Below are 14,243 nucleotides of genomic sequence, written 5' to 3'. Positions count from 1 at the left end.
CAGACATCCCCTCGCGGGTTTGCCCTTGCCGTCGGCTAGTAGTTCTATTGGTCCAAGAGGACACTACAGGTACTCCTACAGGGGACTTTCACCCCATCAGTTCATGCCCATGCCGGGCGTACACGATGAAGTGCCAGCCATGCGCCTGGCAGGTTTCGGCTTGATCTCGATCCCGATGGTCGGATCAAGGTTGATCCAGTAGACCTCCCCGCGACGAATGATGAGGATCGGCGCGATCATCGGCAGCAGCGCTCGCTAGCTGGCGTCGAATGCATGCTCCAAACCCAACACCCGAGCGGCCTTCTCTAGGCGGCGATCGAAACAGGCGAACTGCACCGGCGCTCGAGTCGCTTCTGACAGCGTTCTGGCTGCCGCCAGTTGGACACTGTCATAGCCGCGCAGCGCGAAGGTATCGGCATAGTCGCCAGCAAGCTCCACCAGCGATTGGGTGACTTCCACGACCACGTAATCGCCCCAGTCGGCTCGCAGACGCAGCCGCACGGCATCAATGACGTCGGCATCTGCCGGCGATTCACGCGAGCGCCTAGCCAACGCCGCCATCGCCTCGGCCCACGCAATCCGACACACCGCCAGTGACGGGGCGGCTGTCGCCGCAGCGAGCATCTCCTCGGTGAACGGCTCACGCACATAGAGCTTGATCAACGCCGAGGTGTCGCAAAACAGGCTCAATCGCGATTCTCCAACACCATCTGGCTGACCGGCGTGCCGTTCGCAGCCAGCTCAAGTGGCGGTTGCAGTTCGGGCTTGCGCTTACTCCAGCTCAAGGCGCCTTGAGCGATCGGCTCACGAAGCTCTTCAGCGGTTTCGGTAGGCACTCCCACGATTCGGGCAATCAGCCGGTTGTGGGAGGTCACCTCGATGGATTCCCCGGCCTGGGCCAGGGATAAGAAGCGAGAAAGCTGGGCTTTCAGATCGCGGACAGCTACCTGCATGGTCGATGACCCTCGATTGTTTGAGACCACATTATAGATCAATTTTTCTTATTTGTAGTCACGAAACGTCACCCAAACACGATTGATCGCCTCTGTTGTCCTTGTCGGCCCGATCGGCCAGCTTCTCTTTGTCCGCCAAGACCCGCTGAAGGCCCCGCACATTCGCGGCCCCCCGGCTCCAGGAGATGACCATGACCAACCTGCAATCTCACTTCCAGCCGCAGACCTGGATCAACGACAACGCCACCGACGTCGACCCCGAAGCCGAGACCCGCTTCATCGTCAGCGACGCCGAGGCCCGCCGCCTCACCGGCTTCACCGGCGAGTGGGGCAGCTTCGACAGCAACGTCAGGCTCAGCGGGAGTCCAGCGAGGCAGACGAGCGCGAGCGGCTGGTTCACGCGCGGGCTGTGCGGCGGCTCACTGCGCCGCGAGCACCGCGGTCGCCAATGCCTTCTGGATCGCGGTGACATTGTCGGCGCCACGCAGGGTCTTCTCGATCGGCTCGGCGGCACCCGAGACCCAGACCTTCAGCTCGGCATCCAGATCGAAATGCCCGGCGGTCTCGACCGCGAAGCGGGTGATCGACTTATAGGGGATGGACAGGTACTCGACCTTCTTGCCGGTCAGCCCCTGTTTGTCGATTAGTAGCAGCCGGCTGTTGGTGAATACGAACTGATCGCGGATCACCTTGAAGGCGACCTCGATCGTTTCCTCGGCGGCGAGGATCGGCTCGAGCTCCTCGGCGAGTTCGGCAGGATCGATGGTTGAAGCGTTTCCGAGTAGGCCACTCAAGAGTCCCATGGGGTTTCTCCATTGTTCATGTTGTCGCGTCACAACTGACACTCACTCAGGCAAGTGCCTGTCATGTTGATACTAACCGTCTCCGATGAGCTCATCGCGGCCGCTGCGCCACCGAGCTCGAATGCTGTCTCAGCAAGCCTACCATTGGTATCGAGATAACCCAGACTGAGCCTGCCCTCGCAGGCTTGCAGCGCAGCGATGGGGCCGGCTGGCACGTCAAGCCCATCGGCATGCTCGAGTACGAAGTGGAAGCGCGGGCGCACCGGTCATCGGTCCCGGCGCTGGAGCGCGTTCCGTCGATGCATTCCACGCCGGTGCGAACGGCCTCGGACGACAGGGTCGGCGCGCTGGGCCTGCGACGGGCGATACCAGGACTGCAGGTCGTGAGCTGTCATCGAAGGGTCATCGTTGGCGGCTAGCATCGCGGGAGTAACCGTTGCGCCCAACCCCTTACTTGATCCTCGAGAGCACCATGATGCACCGACCGTCATCGTCAGCGAGCCTGCCGACCATTGTCCGCCTGACTTGCCGCAGCCTGCTGGGCCTCTTGCTGCTCCTTCTCGCCGGGCCACTGCTCGCACTCGATGCGCGCTTTAGCGACGCCGACGGCGATCTCGTGGCGGATGCACCCACTGATTCTGAGCAGTGGCTTGACCCGAGGACACTTGTCTTCGCGTACACGCCAGTCGAGGACCCCTCCGTCTACGCCGAGGTCTGGGAAGGGTTTCTGCAACACATGGAAGCGGTGACGGGCAAACGCGTGCAATTCTTTCCCGTCCAATCCAACGCTGCCCAGATTGAAGCCATGCGCGCCGGCCGCCTGCATGTCTCGGGCTTCAACACCGGCTCCAATCCGCTGGCCGTGAACTGCGCTGGCTTCGTCCCGTTTGCCATGATGGCCTCCGAGGACGGTAGCTTCGGCTACGAGATGGAGATCATCACCTACCCAGGGAGCGGCATCGATGAGGTGGCCGATATCAAAGGCGGCAAGCTGGCCTTCACCTCGCCGACCTCGAACTCGGGTTTCAAGGCGCCTTCGGCGATCCTCAAGAGCGACTTCGATCTGGTCGCCGAGCGAGACTTTGAGCCCGTCTTCTCCGGCAAGCACGATAACTCGATTCTTGGCGTCGCTAATCAGGACTATCCGGCTGCAGCGGTCGCCAACTCGGTGCTGCGCAGGATGATGGCGCGCGAGGTGATCGAGCCGGAGCAGGTCGTTAGTCTCTATCAGTCGCAGACCTTTCCGACCACCGGCTTTGGCGTGGTCTACAACCTCAAGCCGGAGCTTGCGGACAAGGTCAAGGAAGCGTTCTTCAGCTTTCCCTGGGAGGGCTCAAAGCTGCAGGAGGAATTCAAGCAGTCTGGCGAAGCGCAGTTCATCCCGATCACCTTCAAAGAGCATTGGGATGTGATCCGCAAGATCGACGCAGCCAATGGTGTGTCCTACGACTGCAAGTAGCGCCAAGCGCGTGAGCCCTGACGCGAGTTCGCCCTCAGCCCTGCGGCTGGCCCGACTCAGCAAGCGCTATCCCGCCGGTGATCGGGCACTCAGCGATGTCTCGCTCAGCGTCCCGCCGGGGCAGGTGCTCGGGCTGATCGGGCCATCCGGGGCCGGCAAGTCAACCCTGATCCGCTGCATCAACCGGCTGGTCGAACCGACCAGCGGACAGGTGTTTCTGGGGCCGGCGAGACCGGGCAGCCCTGCGCCGGACGAGATCGAGCTCACCGCGCTCGGTCGGCGCGGGTTACGGCGCGCGCGGCGGCGAATCGGGATGATCTTTCAGGAATACGCCCTGGTCGAGCGCCTCACCGTCATGGAGAACGTGCTCTCCGGGCGACTGGGCTACGTGCCGTTTTGGCGCAGTTGGTTGCGGCGGTTTCCGCCGGCCGATATTGCGAACGCGTATCGACTGCTGGATCGCGTGGGCCTCGCCGAGCATGCCGACAAGCGCGCCGACGCGTTATCCGGCGGTCAGCGCCAGCGGGTCGGCATCGCCCGCGCGTTGGCGCAAGAGCCCGATCTGCTGCTGGTCGACGAGCCCACCGCCAGCCTGGACCCGAAGACCTCGCGGCAGATCATGCGGCTGCTGCGCGAGGTCTGCCTCGAAGCCGGTCGGGCCGATGACACCAGGCGTGGCTCGGGGCCTGGCTCGGGGCGAGGGCTGGCGGCCATTGTCAACATTCACGACGTAGCCCTCGCGCAGCAGTTCATGATGCGAATCGTTGGACTGCGCGCTGGGCGTATCGTCTACGACGGGCCACCGGAAGGGCTGAGTCCCGAGGTGCTGACCCAGATCTACGGCGAGGAGGATTGGGGGCCGGCCACGGAGGATGCCGGACACTCAGGTGGCGCGCCGGAGCGACACCCAGCAGGCGCGACTCAGCACCACCCTGGGCCAGAGCCGCCGACCGATCAGTCGATGGCTGGGGCGTTGTGATGAAGACCGAGCGGTCGTCCGACGCGCCGAGCCCAGCATCGCGGGCAGCGATGGATGCGTCGGCCGATTGGCCAACCCGCTGGCGGCGTCCACCGTTGATCACCGACCGCTGGCTCCGGTGGCTCTTGATCCTCGCTGCACTGAGCTATGGTCTGGTCGCGGCCGCGAGCATCGACGTCAATTGGGCGCGGGCCGCCGACGGTTGGGAGCGGGGGCTTCGCTTTATCGGCGGTTTTGCGAGTCCGGACTTCAGCAGCCGCTGGCGTGATATCAGCACGGGACTGGTTGAGAGCTTGACGATGACGTTCACGGCGACCGTCGCCGGCATCCTGCTCTCGGTGCCCATCGGCATCGGCGCTGCCCGCAACCTCGCGCCGCTGCCGATCTATCTCGGCTGCCGAGCGATTATCGCCATCTCGCGCTCTCTGCAAGAGATCATCGTCGCGATCCTCTTTGTCGCGATGGTTGGCTTCGGCCCTCTGGCTGGCTTCCTGACACTGGCCTTCGCCACCATCGGGTTCTTGGCCAAGCTGTTGGGCGAGGACATCGAGGCGATCGACAAGGCCCAGGCTGATGCCGTGCGCGCGACGGGCGCCTCTTGGTGGCAGGTGCTCGACTACGGGGTCAAGCCGCAAGTGATGCCGCGGCTGATCGGCCTGTCGCTGTATCGGCTCGACATCAACTTCCGCGAGTCGTCGGTGATCGGCATCGTTGGCGCGGGCGGCATTGGCGCCACGCTGAACACGGCGCTCGACCGCTATGAGTACGACTCAGCCGCCGCAATCCTGCTGCTGATCATCCTCATCGTGCTGGCGACCGAGTACAGCTCGAGCTGGATACGCCGGAGGCTGCAGTGAACAGGGATGAGCCCCGCGCTGCGCCGCGCCAGGCGGTGTCCCCTGCCCAGCAGCCAGCCAATCAGCCAGCCAATCAGCCAGCCAATCAGCAACCTCAGGCGAGGGCGCGCTGGCGTCGCCACACCCCGCGCCGCGAGCTGATCGGCTGGCTGGCCTGGCTGCTCCTGGTGCTGCTGTTCGTGGTCTGTTGGGAGCTGATGACCCGTGATCAGATCTGGGCCTTCGTCTGGGATGCCCCGCGCCAGGCCGGAGACCTGTTCTCGCGCATGGTCCCGCCGCGCTGGTCTTACCTGGACCAACTGTGGCGACCGCTCTGGGATACGCTGAACATCGCGACGCTCGGGACGCTCACCGCGCTTGTGATCGCGCTACCGGTGGCCTTTCTCGCGGCGCGCAATACCACCCCGAGCGTCGCTTTCCTGCGCCCCCTTGCACTGGTCGTGATCGTTGCATCGCGCTCGGTCAATGCGTTGATCTGGGCGCTCCTCCTGGTCACGATCCTTGGCCCGGGATTGCTGGCAGGCGTGATCGCGATTGCGCTGCGCTCGATCGGCTTCATCGGCAAGCTGCTCTATGAGGCGATCGAGGAGATCGACCCGCAACAAGTCGAAGCGGTTCGCGCGACCGGTGCCGGTCCCGTGCAGGTATTGGATTATGCCATCATGCCTCAGGTGCTGCCGGCATTTGCCGGCATCGCCGTGTTCCGCTGGGATATCAACATCCGCGAAGCGACGGTACTCGGGCTGGTTGGCGCGGGCGGCATCGGACTGCAGCTCAAGGCCTCGGTCGATACCCTCGCCTGGCCGCAGGTGACGCTCATCTTTATCGTCATCCTGGCAACGGTGTTGGTCAGCGAATGGATCAGCGCTGAAGCCAGAAAGAGGCTGATTTGAGGACGAGGCGGCGCAGCAGCAACCAAGCGATTCGCATCCCGCGAGACTTCGAGCTGCCCGGTAACGAAGCGCTGATCCGCAAGGAGGGCGACCGCTTGACCATCGAGCCAGTGCCGCCGCCGAGGCTGCTCGCGGTGCTGGCGACGCTCGACCCCATCGACGAAACCTTCCCGGATACCCAAGATCTGGTCGTTGAGCCGGTTGCGCTCTAGCCACTCTTCTAATATCCGGGGCTTCGCGGAGCGGCTTGCGCAACTCGTCTAAGCGATCACTCGCTTGGCGCCTTGGGGACGAGTCCCCAAGGCGCGGGCTGGTGGGATTCTTCCTTCCCGACTCAGATACCGGCAACGCGCGACGAATCGATGTGTGACCTGAGGGCAGCATGACGATGACCAAGCCTGATTCCGACATCACCGCCACTAAGGCGCCGGTCGAGTGGGACGCGGCGACCTATGATCGCATCGCCGAGCCGATGACGCGCTGGGGTGGGGTGGTGCTCGAGCGGCTGCAGCTCATGGGAGACGAATGCGTGCTCGATGCCGGTTGCGGGTCGGGCCGGGTCACAGAGCAACTGTGCCGACGGCTTCCTCGGGGACGGGTGATCGCGCTCGATCGCTCCGCGGCCATGGTCACCGAGGCTCAGCGTCGGCTTGCCCCCTACGCGAGTAGGACGACGGTGCTGTGCGCTGATCTCACCAAGCCGCTGCCGCTGCGCTCGGTCGATGGGGTCTTCTCGACCGCGACCTTCCATTGGATTCACGACCATGAGGCCCTGTTTGCACATCTTGCGGCCGTGCTGCGCCCGGGCGGGCAGCTGGTGGCCCAATGCGGCGGGGCGGGCAACATCGCGCGGGTCCATGCGGCGGCCAAGGCCGCAGGTGTTGATCTCGAGGCGACGTATTTCGCCACCCCGGACCAGACCGAGCGCCGGCTCAAGGCGGCCGGTTTCGTCGATGTCCGCTGCTGGCTGCAGCCCGAGCCAACGCCGCTGGAACCCGGGGAGCCATTCGAGACCTACCTGCGCACCGTCTGTCTGCGCCCGCACCTGGAACAGTTGGCGCCATCCGAGCAACCGGCGTTCCTGCGCAACGTGATGGAGCAGCTTGGGGAGCCGGTGATCGACTATGTCCGCCTTAATATTACGGCGCGCCGTTCCGAGATTGGGCGCGAAGCATGATGACGCTAATGAGCCTGCCAAGCCCATCGGTTGATAACGACCAAACCCGCCGCCTCGAATGGCTGTGTGTCGCGCGTCGCCGCAGCGAATCCATGGGTAGCGGCGATCGCTGCGATGTAGCCGTCGGCCGGCGCGATGGCTAGACCGGCTGCGCGCGCTCGGGCGCGTAGGTCCGCATAGGACTGGGACGCAGGCTCATCGAAGGCCAGGATACGGCCAGTGAACACCCGAGCTTAACCCGTTCCTCCGGCCTGACGGCGCTTTCGAGAACGGCCCGGATTTCCGCCTCGGTGCTGCGACCATGGGCCGCCGCGCGCGCCCGCAAGGCGCGATGCGTTTCTTCGGGCGGGTTTCGGACGGTGACGGATGCCATGGTCTTCGGTACCCAGATGGAGCAGTCGTGATTGCACGATGGCGCGAACGCTATCACTCTCGGAAAAGCGAGCGCTAGCAGTCATCATGTCAAGATCGCGCCCCAGAACGTCGTCCGGCAAGGCGGCGAGCATGGTGATCGACTTCATTTATTGCCGCATCCCAGCCTAACGGCATGTCCGTTGTCGAATCCTCAGCTGTCATCAGCGGCAATAAGCTCAGTGACAACATCGGGTCGTTACCGGACGACCGGTAGTGAGGTGCTCGACGCGTTGCTCACTGACAGTGTCGCCGCGCTGATGAGCGAAGGGGCGTGGCGACGAAGCGCATGACTGAAGGACGCCGGCGCTGGGCTCTAGAAATGTTCCCACTCGTCTTCTACCGAGGACACTGCCGGTGCCGGTAGCCGCCGCATCATCGCCGGCTTGGCGCGCGTGGCCGTCGATGCCTCGCCAGGGGCGAACGCCGCATTGCTAGGTCGCGCGACCGTTCGCGCTGAGGCAGGCCCTGGCGCCAGGTCGCGCTCGACCTTGAATACCGCGACCGTCCCCGCCAGCGTGCGTGCCTGCTCCTCAAGGCTCTTCGCCGCTGCCGCCGCCTCGGCGACGAGCGCGGCGTTCTGCTGGGTGACATCGTCCATCTGCATGACCGCCTCAGAGACCTGCGCGATGCCGGTGCTCTGCTCGCGGCTGGCATCGGCGATCTCGGTGACCAGGCCGGCGACCTGCTGGAAGGAGGCGACGATCTCGTGCATCGACTGCCCGGCCTCCTTGGCCAACGTCACCCCGCCATCGACGCGCGCCACCGAGTCCGAGATCAGGCGCTTGATCTCGGTGGCGGCCTCGGCGCTGCGCTGGGCTTCGAAGTGACTGCCCAGCAAGCCGTCGGCGCGAAAGCCTGGCAGGTCCTGGCGCATGGCGTCTTCGGCGCTACGCATCATCGCAGTGACGGCGTCGTTCATGTAGACAATCGTGCCGTCCTTGTCGGCCACCATCATGTTGGTGGACGCTTTGTCGAGTGCGCGCTTGATGCGCAGCGCCTCATTCGCCGTGCGCGCGTCCGCCTCGGTGCGTGTCGCCAGGCTGGTCTGCATTGCATCGAGCGCGCGCAACAGGGCGCCGATCTCATCGCGGCGATCGGTCGTGATGCGGTTGTCGTAGTGGCCCTCGCCGATGCGCCCGAATACCCGCATCGCGGTTTGTAATGGCCGCGCCACCAGGCGTCGGGTCATCAGATAGAGCAGGGCGCTCAAGATCACCATCATTGCCAATGCTGCCCCAAGGGTGATGTTTCGCAGCACGATGCCGTCGTGGCGCAGCTCGTCATCGTAGGCGCCGCCGGCGAGCAGCCTGCCCCACTCTGGCAGCGGTTCGTAGTAGACCACCTTGGTGCGTGGGCGGGTCTCGCCGATGAGGTTGCAGTCACATGCGCGTTGCACGAGTGCGATGAGCGCGCCCATAGCGGCTATTAGACCAGCGGCTGCGGTCCTTGGCGCTGGTTTCCGGATCTCGCTTGCCAGGGTCTCAGTGCGTTGCAGGCCAGCGGCCGTCGGTTCACGCAGGCGCGCGGTTCCCTCGCTCAGAGGTCCTATCAAAACGGCCGCTTGACCCGCGCAACCTCCTGATCTATCTGGCTACAGGAGGCATTCTGTTAGGGCTTCTCAGCCTTCGTGATCGAGATTGTGCTTGGCGTGGGCGTCGACCTTTTCGGCATCGACAGCCTGCCCGCCAATTCCCCACTCCTCCGTCTCCTGCACGGTCACGAAGGTGACGTCCCGCAGACCCGGATAGACCCGCTCAACGGCATCAGTCAGGACGGGAACCAACTCGCGCTTCTGCGCCGGGCTGAAGGCATCTCGAACCAGCTTTACATTCACGATCGGCATCTTGTCTCCTCCGTTTTGGTTGTGGCAACTTCACCCTAGACGTCGCAAAGCGGGTCCGTCTAGTTCAAAAACTGAACCGGGAACGTGCCTGTCGCCGCCCGATCAGCGGTCGGATCAGCGGTCGGATCAGCGGTCGACTGAGTGGGCGTCGACACCAGCACCTTCAGTCCTTGCGCCGGTGGTCCTATACCTCTTGTCATGAGCGGATACGCGCAATTTTGCCCGATCGCAAAAGCCACTGAGGTCCTGGGGCAACGTTGGATGTTACTGGTGCTCCGAGAGCTTCTCTGCGGTAGCCGGCAGTTCAACGACATTCACCGTGGGGTGCCGAAGATGTCGCGAGCGCTGCTGGTGAAACGGCTTCGTGAGCTGGAGGCCGAAGGGATGGCCGCGCGCAGCGAAGGGTCCGGCGGGCACCTCGAGTACCATCTCACCGCGGCCGGAGAGGCGCTGCGCCCAATCGTCATGTCGCTCGGAGAATGGGGCAAGCGTTGGGTCGGGACCGGCATCGCACCGCAGGACCTGGACGCAAGTCTGGTCATGTGGGATGTCCAACGCCGGATTGCGCAAGATGCGCTGCCGGATCACAAGGTCGTGATCAAGTTCCGCTTTGTCGATGCGCCGCGGCGCGACCAGCAGTTCTGGCTGATGCTCGAGCCCGAGGACGTGGACTTATGCCTCAAGGACCCTGGCTATGAGGTGGACCTGATCGCCACGTCTGACGTGGCAACCTTCACCAAGATCTGGCTTGGCGATCTTGGCTTCCGTCAGGCGGTGCAGGACGGCGACTTCAGACTGACTGGTCCGCGCGAGCTGCGCAGGTCGTTTCCACACTGGCTACGCCTGAGCCCCTTCGCAACCATCCCGCGCGAGAGGTCAAGCTGAATTCGCTTTGGACAGTCATCAGCGAAGCGCTCGGTGAAGAACCGCGGCTTTCCGAGAATGACTTCTGGTGCAGGGCGCTACGGCCCCCAGGGCACCCAAAGGACTCGATGCGATGTTCGTCGACCCAATCCGTCGCGGTGGCTTGGCGTGGTCCAGATGCGCCTTGTGGATCGCAAGCGCTCGGCTTCAGCACGGCCGCTCGACGTCACTCGACGACGCGATCGATCACCAACTGCACGCTGCCCGGTGGGTTACCCGTCTCGACCAGCCGGTCGCCGGCCAGCATATCGCCGGGTTGGGTCCGGGGCTGGCCGCTCTTCGAGACTTTGGCACTGACCGTGACCCGGTCGAAGGCTGACAGTTTGAGTGCCGGCATCATCGCCATCGCATCGGTGAGGGTGACGCGTAGCGGCAGTTCGCCGGCCTGATGCCGGGCGACCGCCAAGGGCATCGATGGACCGCTCTCGGCGCGGGCCAGCACGAACACGGTATCGGTTTCTGTGACTTGTTCCATCAACGCCGGTGTCAGCGCGACTTCGACTACGATCGCCGCGTCCTCTGCCGCTGCCGCCGGCGCGGCATCAGTGGTCGGCGGCTTACTGCGTGCTGCGCCTGGCGCGGTCGCCATGATGGACGGCAGATCGCCGACCGTCTCCGGTGGCTCGCCGCCGGCGCGGCGGATCAGGCCAGCGAGCTCTTGTTGCATCTCTGGCTGCTCGCCCAACAACGGGTAGGCGCGCTGCCAGTGCGCGAGTGCCTGGGACAGGTCGCCGTTGTCGGCAGCGGCTTTGCCGAGCAACCACAGCGCGGTGATACTGTCCGGATTGATCGAGCGGACACGCTCGAGTAACTCGACCGTGCGCGCGCTGAGCTGGCCGTTGTCGCGTCTCACCAGCGCGTCGACCAACGGCAGCAAGGCCGAGAGCTCGTTCGGCGCCAACTCGACCGCGTGCTCGAAGGCGTACACCGCATCGGCGTACTGACGCAGGCTCATATAGGTGCGGCCGAGTAAGTACCAATCTTCGACGTCGCTGGGCTTGGCCTCCAGGCGTGCCCGCAGTTGTTCGACCAACTCATCGATCGGCGGCGTCTCGCCGCTTCCGCCGTGTCCTTCGGCGACTTGAGTGTCGCTGCTCGAAGGGTCAATGAGCCCCGGGTTGCCGATCTGTACGTAAACCGGCACTGTGATTGCCACGATCAACAGCGCGCTGGCCGGCAAGGCCCATCGGGCCTGGGGTCCGGTGCGCGCAGGTTCAGCGGTAGCGGTCTCGCCCAGGTCTTCGGCGAGCGCCAGCTCCAGGTCGCGACGGGCCTGGGCGAATTCCTCGTCAGAGAGTTCACCGGCGTCGCGTTGCTTGACCAGTTCCGCCAAGCGCTCACGGGCGATCGCGACATTGAGCTGCTCTGTCGTGTCAGAGCGGGCCGGTAGCTTGCGCAGCAGGGTGGGCGCGAGCAGGCCCAGGGTTGCCAGGATCATCCCGGCGGTAATCATCCAGAACAAGGTCATCGGGGTTTTCTGTCGCTGTCGGTCTCGAGCAGGGCGGCGGCGGCCTCGAGCTTGGCCTGGTCGATCTCGGTCGGTTGCGCATCGCGTCGCCGGCGGATGGTGCCGATTAACAGCCCAACGCCGAGCACCATTATCACGAAGGGACCGATCCACAGCAGGAGCGTGTGGCGATTGAACGGCGGCCGATACAGGACAAATTCGCCGTAGCGCGCGACCATGAAGTCGGCGATCTCGCGCTCGCTCTTGTCGGCCTTGACCATCGTGTAGGTCTTACGGCGTAGGTCGACGGCCAGCTCGGCGTTCGAGTCGGCCAGGTTTTGATTCTGACAGACCAGGCAGCGCAGCTCGGTGATCAGCTTGTGGTAGCGCGCCTCCTGCTTCGCATTATCGAACTCATAGACCTCGACCCGGGCCGCCGCGCCGCTGGCGAGCAGCAGTGCGCAAACCAGTATCGGGACGCCGCCCAGCGGCAGCAGGGCTCGGGTCATGCCGGGGCCTCCGCGGCACCGGCCCCGGCTTGGCGGGTGCGGCGGGCCAGGTCTCGGTAGCGCCGATCGGTGGCCGCCAAGCCGCCACCGATCGCCATCATCAGGGCGCCCAGCCATAGCCAGCGCACGAAGGGCTTATGGTGGATACGCAGGCTCCAGGCGCCGTCTCCTAAATCCTCGCCCAGGGCGACGAACAAATCACGGGTCAGACCGGCATCGATCGCGGCCTCGGTCCTCGGTGTGGTCTGCACCAGATAGATCCGCTTTTCCGGATGCATCTCGGCTACCTGCCGGCCGTTCTTGCTGGCCACCAAGTTCCCGCGGTAGGCGGTGTAGTTTGGGCCCTTGACCTGTTCGACGCCGGTGAAGGCGAAGGCATATCCAGCCATCTCATAGGTTTCGCCAGGCGCCAGGCGGACATCCTTTTCGGTCGAGTAAAGCGATGTGAGCGTGACGCCAACGACAAATACCGCGACACCGAGGTGAGCGGTCACCATGCCCCAGAAGCCACGCGGTATGTGGGCCAGGTTCCTATGTGGACCCAAACGCTCGCGGATCGCGACCAGGGTCGCGGCGACCACCCAAACGGCCAGGGTCATGCCGAACGCCGCCTGCCACAGGTACTGCGGGGTGAACAGTGCAGGGTAGACGATGCCCACGATCAGGGCCAGGATCGCGGCGTTGCGCAGTTTCTTCGACAACCTCGCCGGTTGATCGCGCCTCCAACGCGCCAGTGTGCCGATCCCCACCAACACAACCAGCGGCGCCATCAGGGGGACGAACACGCTGTTGAAATAGGGCGGGCCGGTCGAGATCTTTCCGATGCCCAAGGCATCTACCGCGAGTGGGTACAGGGTGCCGATCAACACACTGGCGGCGGCGGCCACCAACAGCACGTTGTTGAGGAGCAGACCGGTCTCGCGCGATACCAGGTCGAAACGCACGGTGCTCATTATCTGGTTCGTACGCATCGCATACAACGCCAACGAGGAACCGACCACGGCCACCAAGAACATCAGAACGAAGACCCCGCGCTCCGGGTCGGAAGCGAAGGCATGCACCGAGGTCAGCACGCCGGAGCGAACCAGGAAGGTACCCAACAGACTGAGTGAGAAGGCCAAGATCGCGAGCAGTACGGTCCATGCCTTGAATGCACCGCGCTTCTCGGTGACCGCCAGCGAATGCATCAGCGCGGTGCCGACCAGCCAAGGCATGAACGAGGCGTTTTCTACCGGGTCCCAGAACCACCAGCCACCCCAGCCAAGCTCGTAGTAGGCCCACCAGCTACCCAGCGTGATGCCAATGGTCAGGAACAGCCAGGCGACATTGGTCCAGGGCCGTGACCACCGCGCCCAGGCGGCATCGAGACGCCCGCCGAGCATCGCGGCGATCGCGAACGCGAAGGGCACAACGAAGCCGACATAGCCCATATACAACATCGGTGGATGAATGATCAGGCCGAAGTCCTGGAGCAAGGGGTTGAGGTCGCGCCCCTCCGCCGGCGGTACGGCAAGCCGGTCGAAGGGATTCGATGTCAGCAACATGAACAACAGGAATCCGACCGCGATCAGCCCCATCACGCCAATGACGCGCGAGATCATCGCCAGCGGGATGCTGCGACTGAACAGCGTGACCGCACCGGTCCACAGCGACAAGGTCAGTGCCCATAACAGCAATGAGCCCTCGTGCCCACCCCATACCGCCGAGAACAAGTACTGTGTCGGGAGCTGGGTGTTCGAGTTTTGCGCCACATAGCGGACGCTGAAGTCATGGGTCAAGAAGCTGTAGGTGAGCAGCCCGAATGCGGTCGCGACGAACACCAATTGCAATTGTGCGGCAGGAAAGGCGAGCATCATCCAGCGCGTCATCCCACGCTGTGCGCCGACCAATGGGAAAATGGCCTGGATAATAGACAGCGCAAGTGCGATCAGTAGGGCGATCTGGCCGAGCTCTGGGATCACAGGGTCTTATCTCCACACTAGGGT

19 protein-coding genes are annotated in these 14,243 nt (G+C 64.2%); 7 read left to right on the top strand and 12 right to left on the bottom strand.

Going from position 1 to position 14,243, the window contains the following annotated elements:
- Positions 1–96 precede the first annotated feature (96 nt).
- From CKO40_RS10970 to CKO40_RS10950, 5 genes are all read right to left on the bottom strand, one after another.
- Positions 97–240: a hypothetical protein gene (locus CKO40_RS10970; RefSeq protein ID WP_200346248.1), complete on the bottom strand. Its 144-nt coding sequence runs from the start codon at positions 238–240 to the stop codon at positions 97–99.
- Positions 241–255: 15 nt separating this feature from the next.
- Positions 256–690 carry a type II toxin-antitoxin system VapC family toxin gene (locus CKO40_RS10965; protein ID WP_200346247.1) on the bottom strand — a complete coding sequence of 145 codons (435 nt, stop codon included), beginning with the start codon at positions 688–690 and terminating at the stop codon, positions 256–258.
- Positions 687–953, bottom strand: a complete 267-nt coding sequence (locus CKO40_RS10960) for a type II toxin-antitoxin system Phd/YefM family antitoxin (protein WP_200346246.1) — start codon at positions 951–953, stop codon at positions 687–689. Before CKO40_RS10960 ends, CKO40_RS10965 begins: the two co-directional genes overlap by 4 nt.
- A gap of 208 nt (positions 954–1,161) precedes the next feature.
- Positions 1,162–1,353 (bottom strand): hypothetical protein, encoded by a 192-nt coding sequence (locus tag CKO40_RS10955; protein ID WP_200346245.1) that lies wholly within the window; start codon positions 1,351–1,353, stop codon positions 1,162–1,164.
- Between the two features lie 19 nt (positions 1,354–1,372).
- A complete protein-coding gene (locus CKO40_RS10950; RefSeq protein ID WP_200346244.1) occupies positions 1,373–1,756 on the bottom strand; it encodes a PH domain-containing protein in 384 nt (127 codons plus the stop codon).
- A gap of 436 nt (positions 1,757–2,192) precedes the next feature.
- Here CKO40_RS10950 and phnD point away from each other — a divergent pair, with 436 nt between their 5' ends.
- The 6 genes from phnD (at position 2,193) to CKO40_RS10920 (ending at position 7,121) form a co-directional block, all read left to right on the top strand.
- The gene (gene phnD, locus CKO40_RS10945; protein ID WP_200346243.1) at positions 2,193–3,215 is read left to right on the top strand and encodes a phosphate/phosphite/phosphonate ABC transporter substrate-binding protein; all 1,023 of its coding nucleotides are present in this window, start codon (positions 2,193–2,195) and stop codon (positions 3,213–3,215) included.
- Between the two features lie 10 nt (positions 3,216–3,225).
- Entirely contained in the window at positions 3,226–4,194 is a 969-nt protein-coding gene (locus CKO40_RS10940) for a phosphonate ABC transporter ATP-binding protein (RefSeq protein WP_338074163.1), read from the top strand.
- Positions 4,194–5,051: a phosphonate ABC transporter, permease protein PhnE gene (phnE, locus tag CKO40_RS10935; protein ID WP_242476972.1), complete on the top strand. Its 858-nt coding sequence runs from the start codon at positions 4,194–4,196 to the stop codon at positions 5,049–5,051. The genes CKO40_RS10940 and phnE (CKO40_RS10935) overlap by 1 nt, the downstream gene beginning before the upstream one ends.
- A 35-nt stretch (positions 5,052–5,086) precedes the next feature.
- Complete coding sequence (gene phnE / locus CKO40_RS10930; protein WP_200346254.1) at positions 5,087–5,944, top strand: phosphonate ABC transporter, permease protein PhnE; 858 nt, start codon at positions 5,087–5,089, stop codon at positions 5,942–5,944.
- On the top strand, positions 5,941–6,156 hold the full coding sequence (locus CKO40_RS10925) for an antitoxin (protein ID WP_200346241.1): 216 nt from the start codon (positions 5,941–5,943) through the stop codon (positions 6,154–6,156). Before phnE (CKO40_RS10930) ends, CKO40_RS10925 begins: the two co-directional genes overlap by 4 nt.
- 176 nt (positions 6,157–6,332) lie before the next feature.
- Positions 6,333–7,121: a class I SAM-dependent methyltransferase gene (locus CKO40_RS10920; RefSeq protein ID WP_207173570.1), complete on the top strand. Its 789-nt coding sequence runs from the start codon at positions 6,333–6,335 to the stop codon at positions 7,119–7,121.
- A 5-nt stretch (positions 7,122–7,126) separates the two neighbouring features.
- On the opposite strand, the gene CKO40_RS10915 is transcribed toward CKO40_RS10920, so the two are convergent.
- From CKO40_RS10915 to CKO40_RS10905, 4 genes are all read right to left on the bottom strand, one after another.
- Entirely contained in the window at positions 7,127–7,348 is a 222-nt protein-coding gene (locus CKO40_RS10915; protein ID WP_200346239.1) for a PIN domain-containing protein, read from the bottom strand.
- Positions 7,261–7,494 carry a FitA-like ribbon-helix-helix domain-containing protein gene (locus CKO40_RS25350; protein WP_420827376.1) on the bottom strand — a complete coding sequence of 78 codons (234 nt, stop codon included), beginning with the start codon at positions 7,492–7,494 and terminating at the stop codon, positions 7,261–7,263. The genes CKO40_RS10915 and CKO40_RS25350 overlap by 88 nt, the downstream gene beginning before the upstream one ends.
- Before the next feature lie 354 nt (positions 7,495–7,848).
- Positions 7,849–8,931 carry a methyl-accepting chemotaxis protein gene (locus tag CKO40_RS10910; protein WP_338074162.1) on the bottom strand — a complete coding sequence of 361 codons (1,083 nt, stop codon included), beginning with the start codon at positions 8,929–8,931 and terminating at the stop codon, positions 7,849–7,851.
- Between the two features lie 222 nt (positions 8,932–9,153).
- Entirely contained in the window at positions 9,154–9,378 is a 225-nt protein-coding gene (locus CKO40_RS10905; RefSeq protein WP_200346237.1) for a tautomerase family protein, read from the bottom strand.
- A gap of 198 nt (positions 9,379–9,576) precedes the next feature.
- Here CKO40_RS10905 and CKO40_RS10900 point away from each other — a divergent pair, with 198 nt between their 5' ends.
- Positions 9,577–10,263: a winged helix-turn-helix transcriptional regulator gene (locus CKO40_RS10900; RefSeq protein ID WP_276570806.1), complete on the top strand. Its 687-nt coding sequence runs from the start codon at positions 9,577–9,579 to the stop codon at positions 10,261–10,263.
- Positions 10,264–10,468: 205 nt separating this feature from the next.
- Here the strand turns inward: CKO40_RS10900 and ccmI are convergent, their stop codons facing one another.
- Genes ccmI through CKO40_RS10885 form a run of 3 tightly spaced genes read right to left on the bottom strand, consistent with a single transcriptional unit; the run spans position 10,469 to position 14,219 of the window.
- Entirely contained in the window at positions 10,469–11,770 is a 1,302-nt protein-coding gene (ccmI, locus tag CKO40_RS10895; RefSeq protein ID WP_200346235.1) for a c-type cytochrome biogenesis protein CcmI, read from the bottom strand.
- Complete coding sequence (locus CKO40_RS10890) at positions 11,767–12,258, bottom strand: cytochrome c-type biogenesis protein (protein WP_200346234.1); 492 nt, start codon at positions 12,256–12,258, stop codon at positions 11,767–11,769. The genes ccmI and CKO40_RS10890 overlap by 4 nt, the downstream gene beginning before the upstream one ends.
- A complete protein-coding gene (locus CKO40_RS10885) occupies positions 12,255–14,219 on the bottom strand; it encodes a heme lyase CcmF/NrfE family subunit (protein ID WP_200346233.1) in 1,965 nt (654 codons plus the stop codon). The genes CKO40_RS10890 and CKO40_RS10885 overlap by 4 nt, the downstream gene beginning before the upstream one ends.
- Positions 14,220–14,243 lie beyond the last annotated feature (24 nt).

Source organism: Halochromatium glycolicum, from assembly GCF_016584085.1.
GTDB classification, from domain to species: domain Bacteria; phylum Pseudomonadota; class Gammaproteobacteria; order Chromatiales; family Chromatiaceae; genus Lamprobacter; species Lamprobacter glycolicus.
The sequence above is the reverse complement of the archived record's forward strand: the minus strand, read 5'-3'. Positions and strand labels throughout refer to the sequence as shown.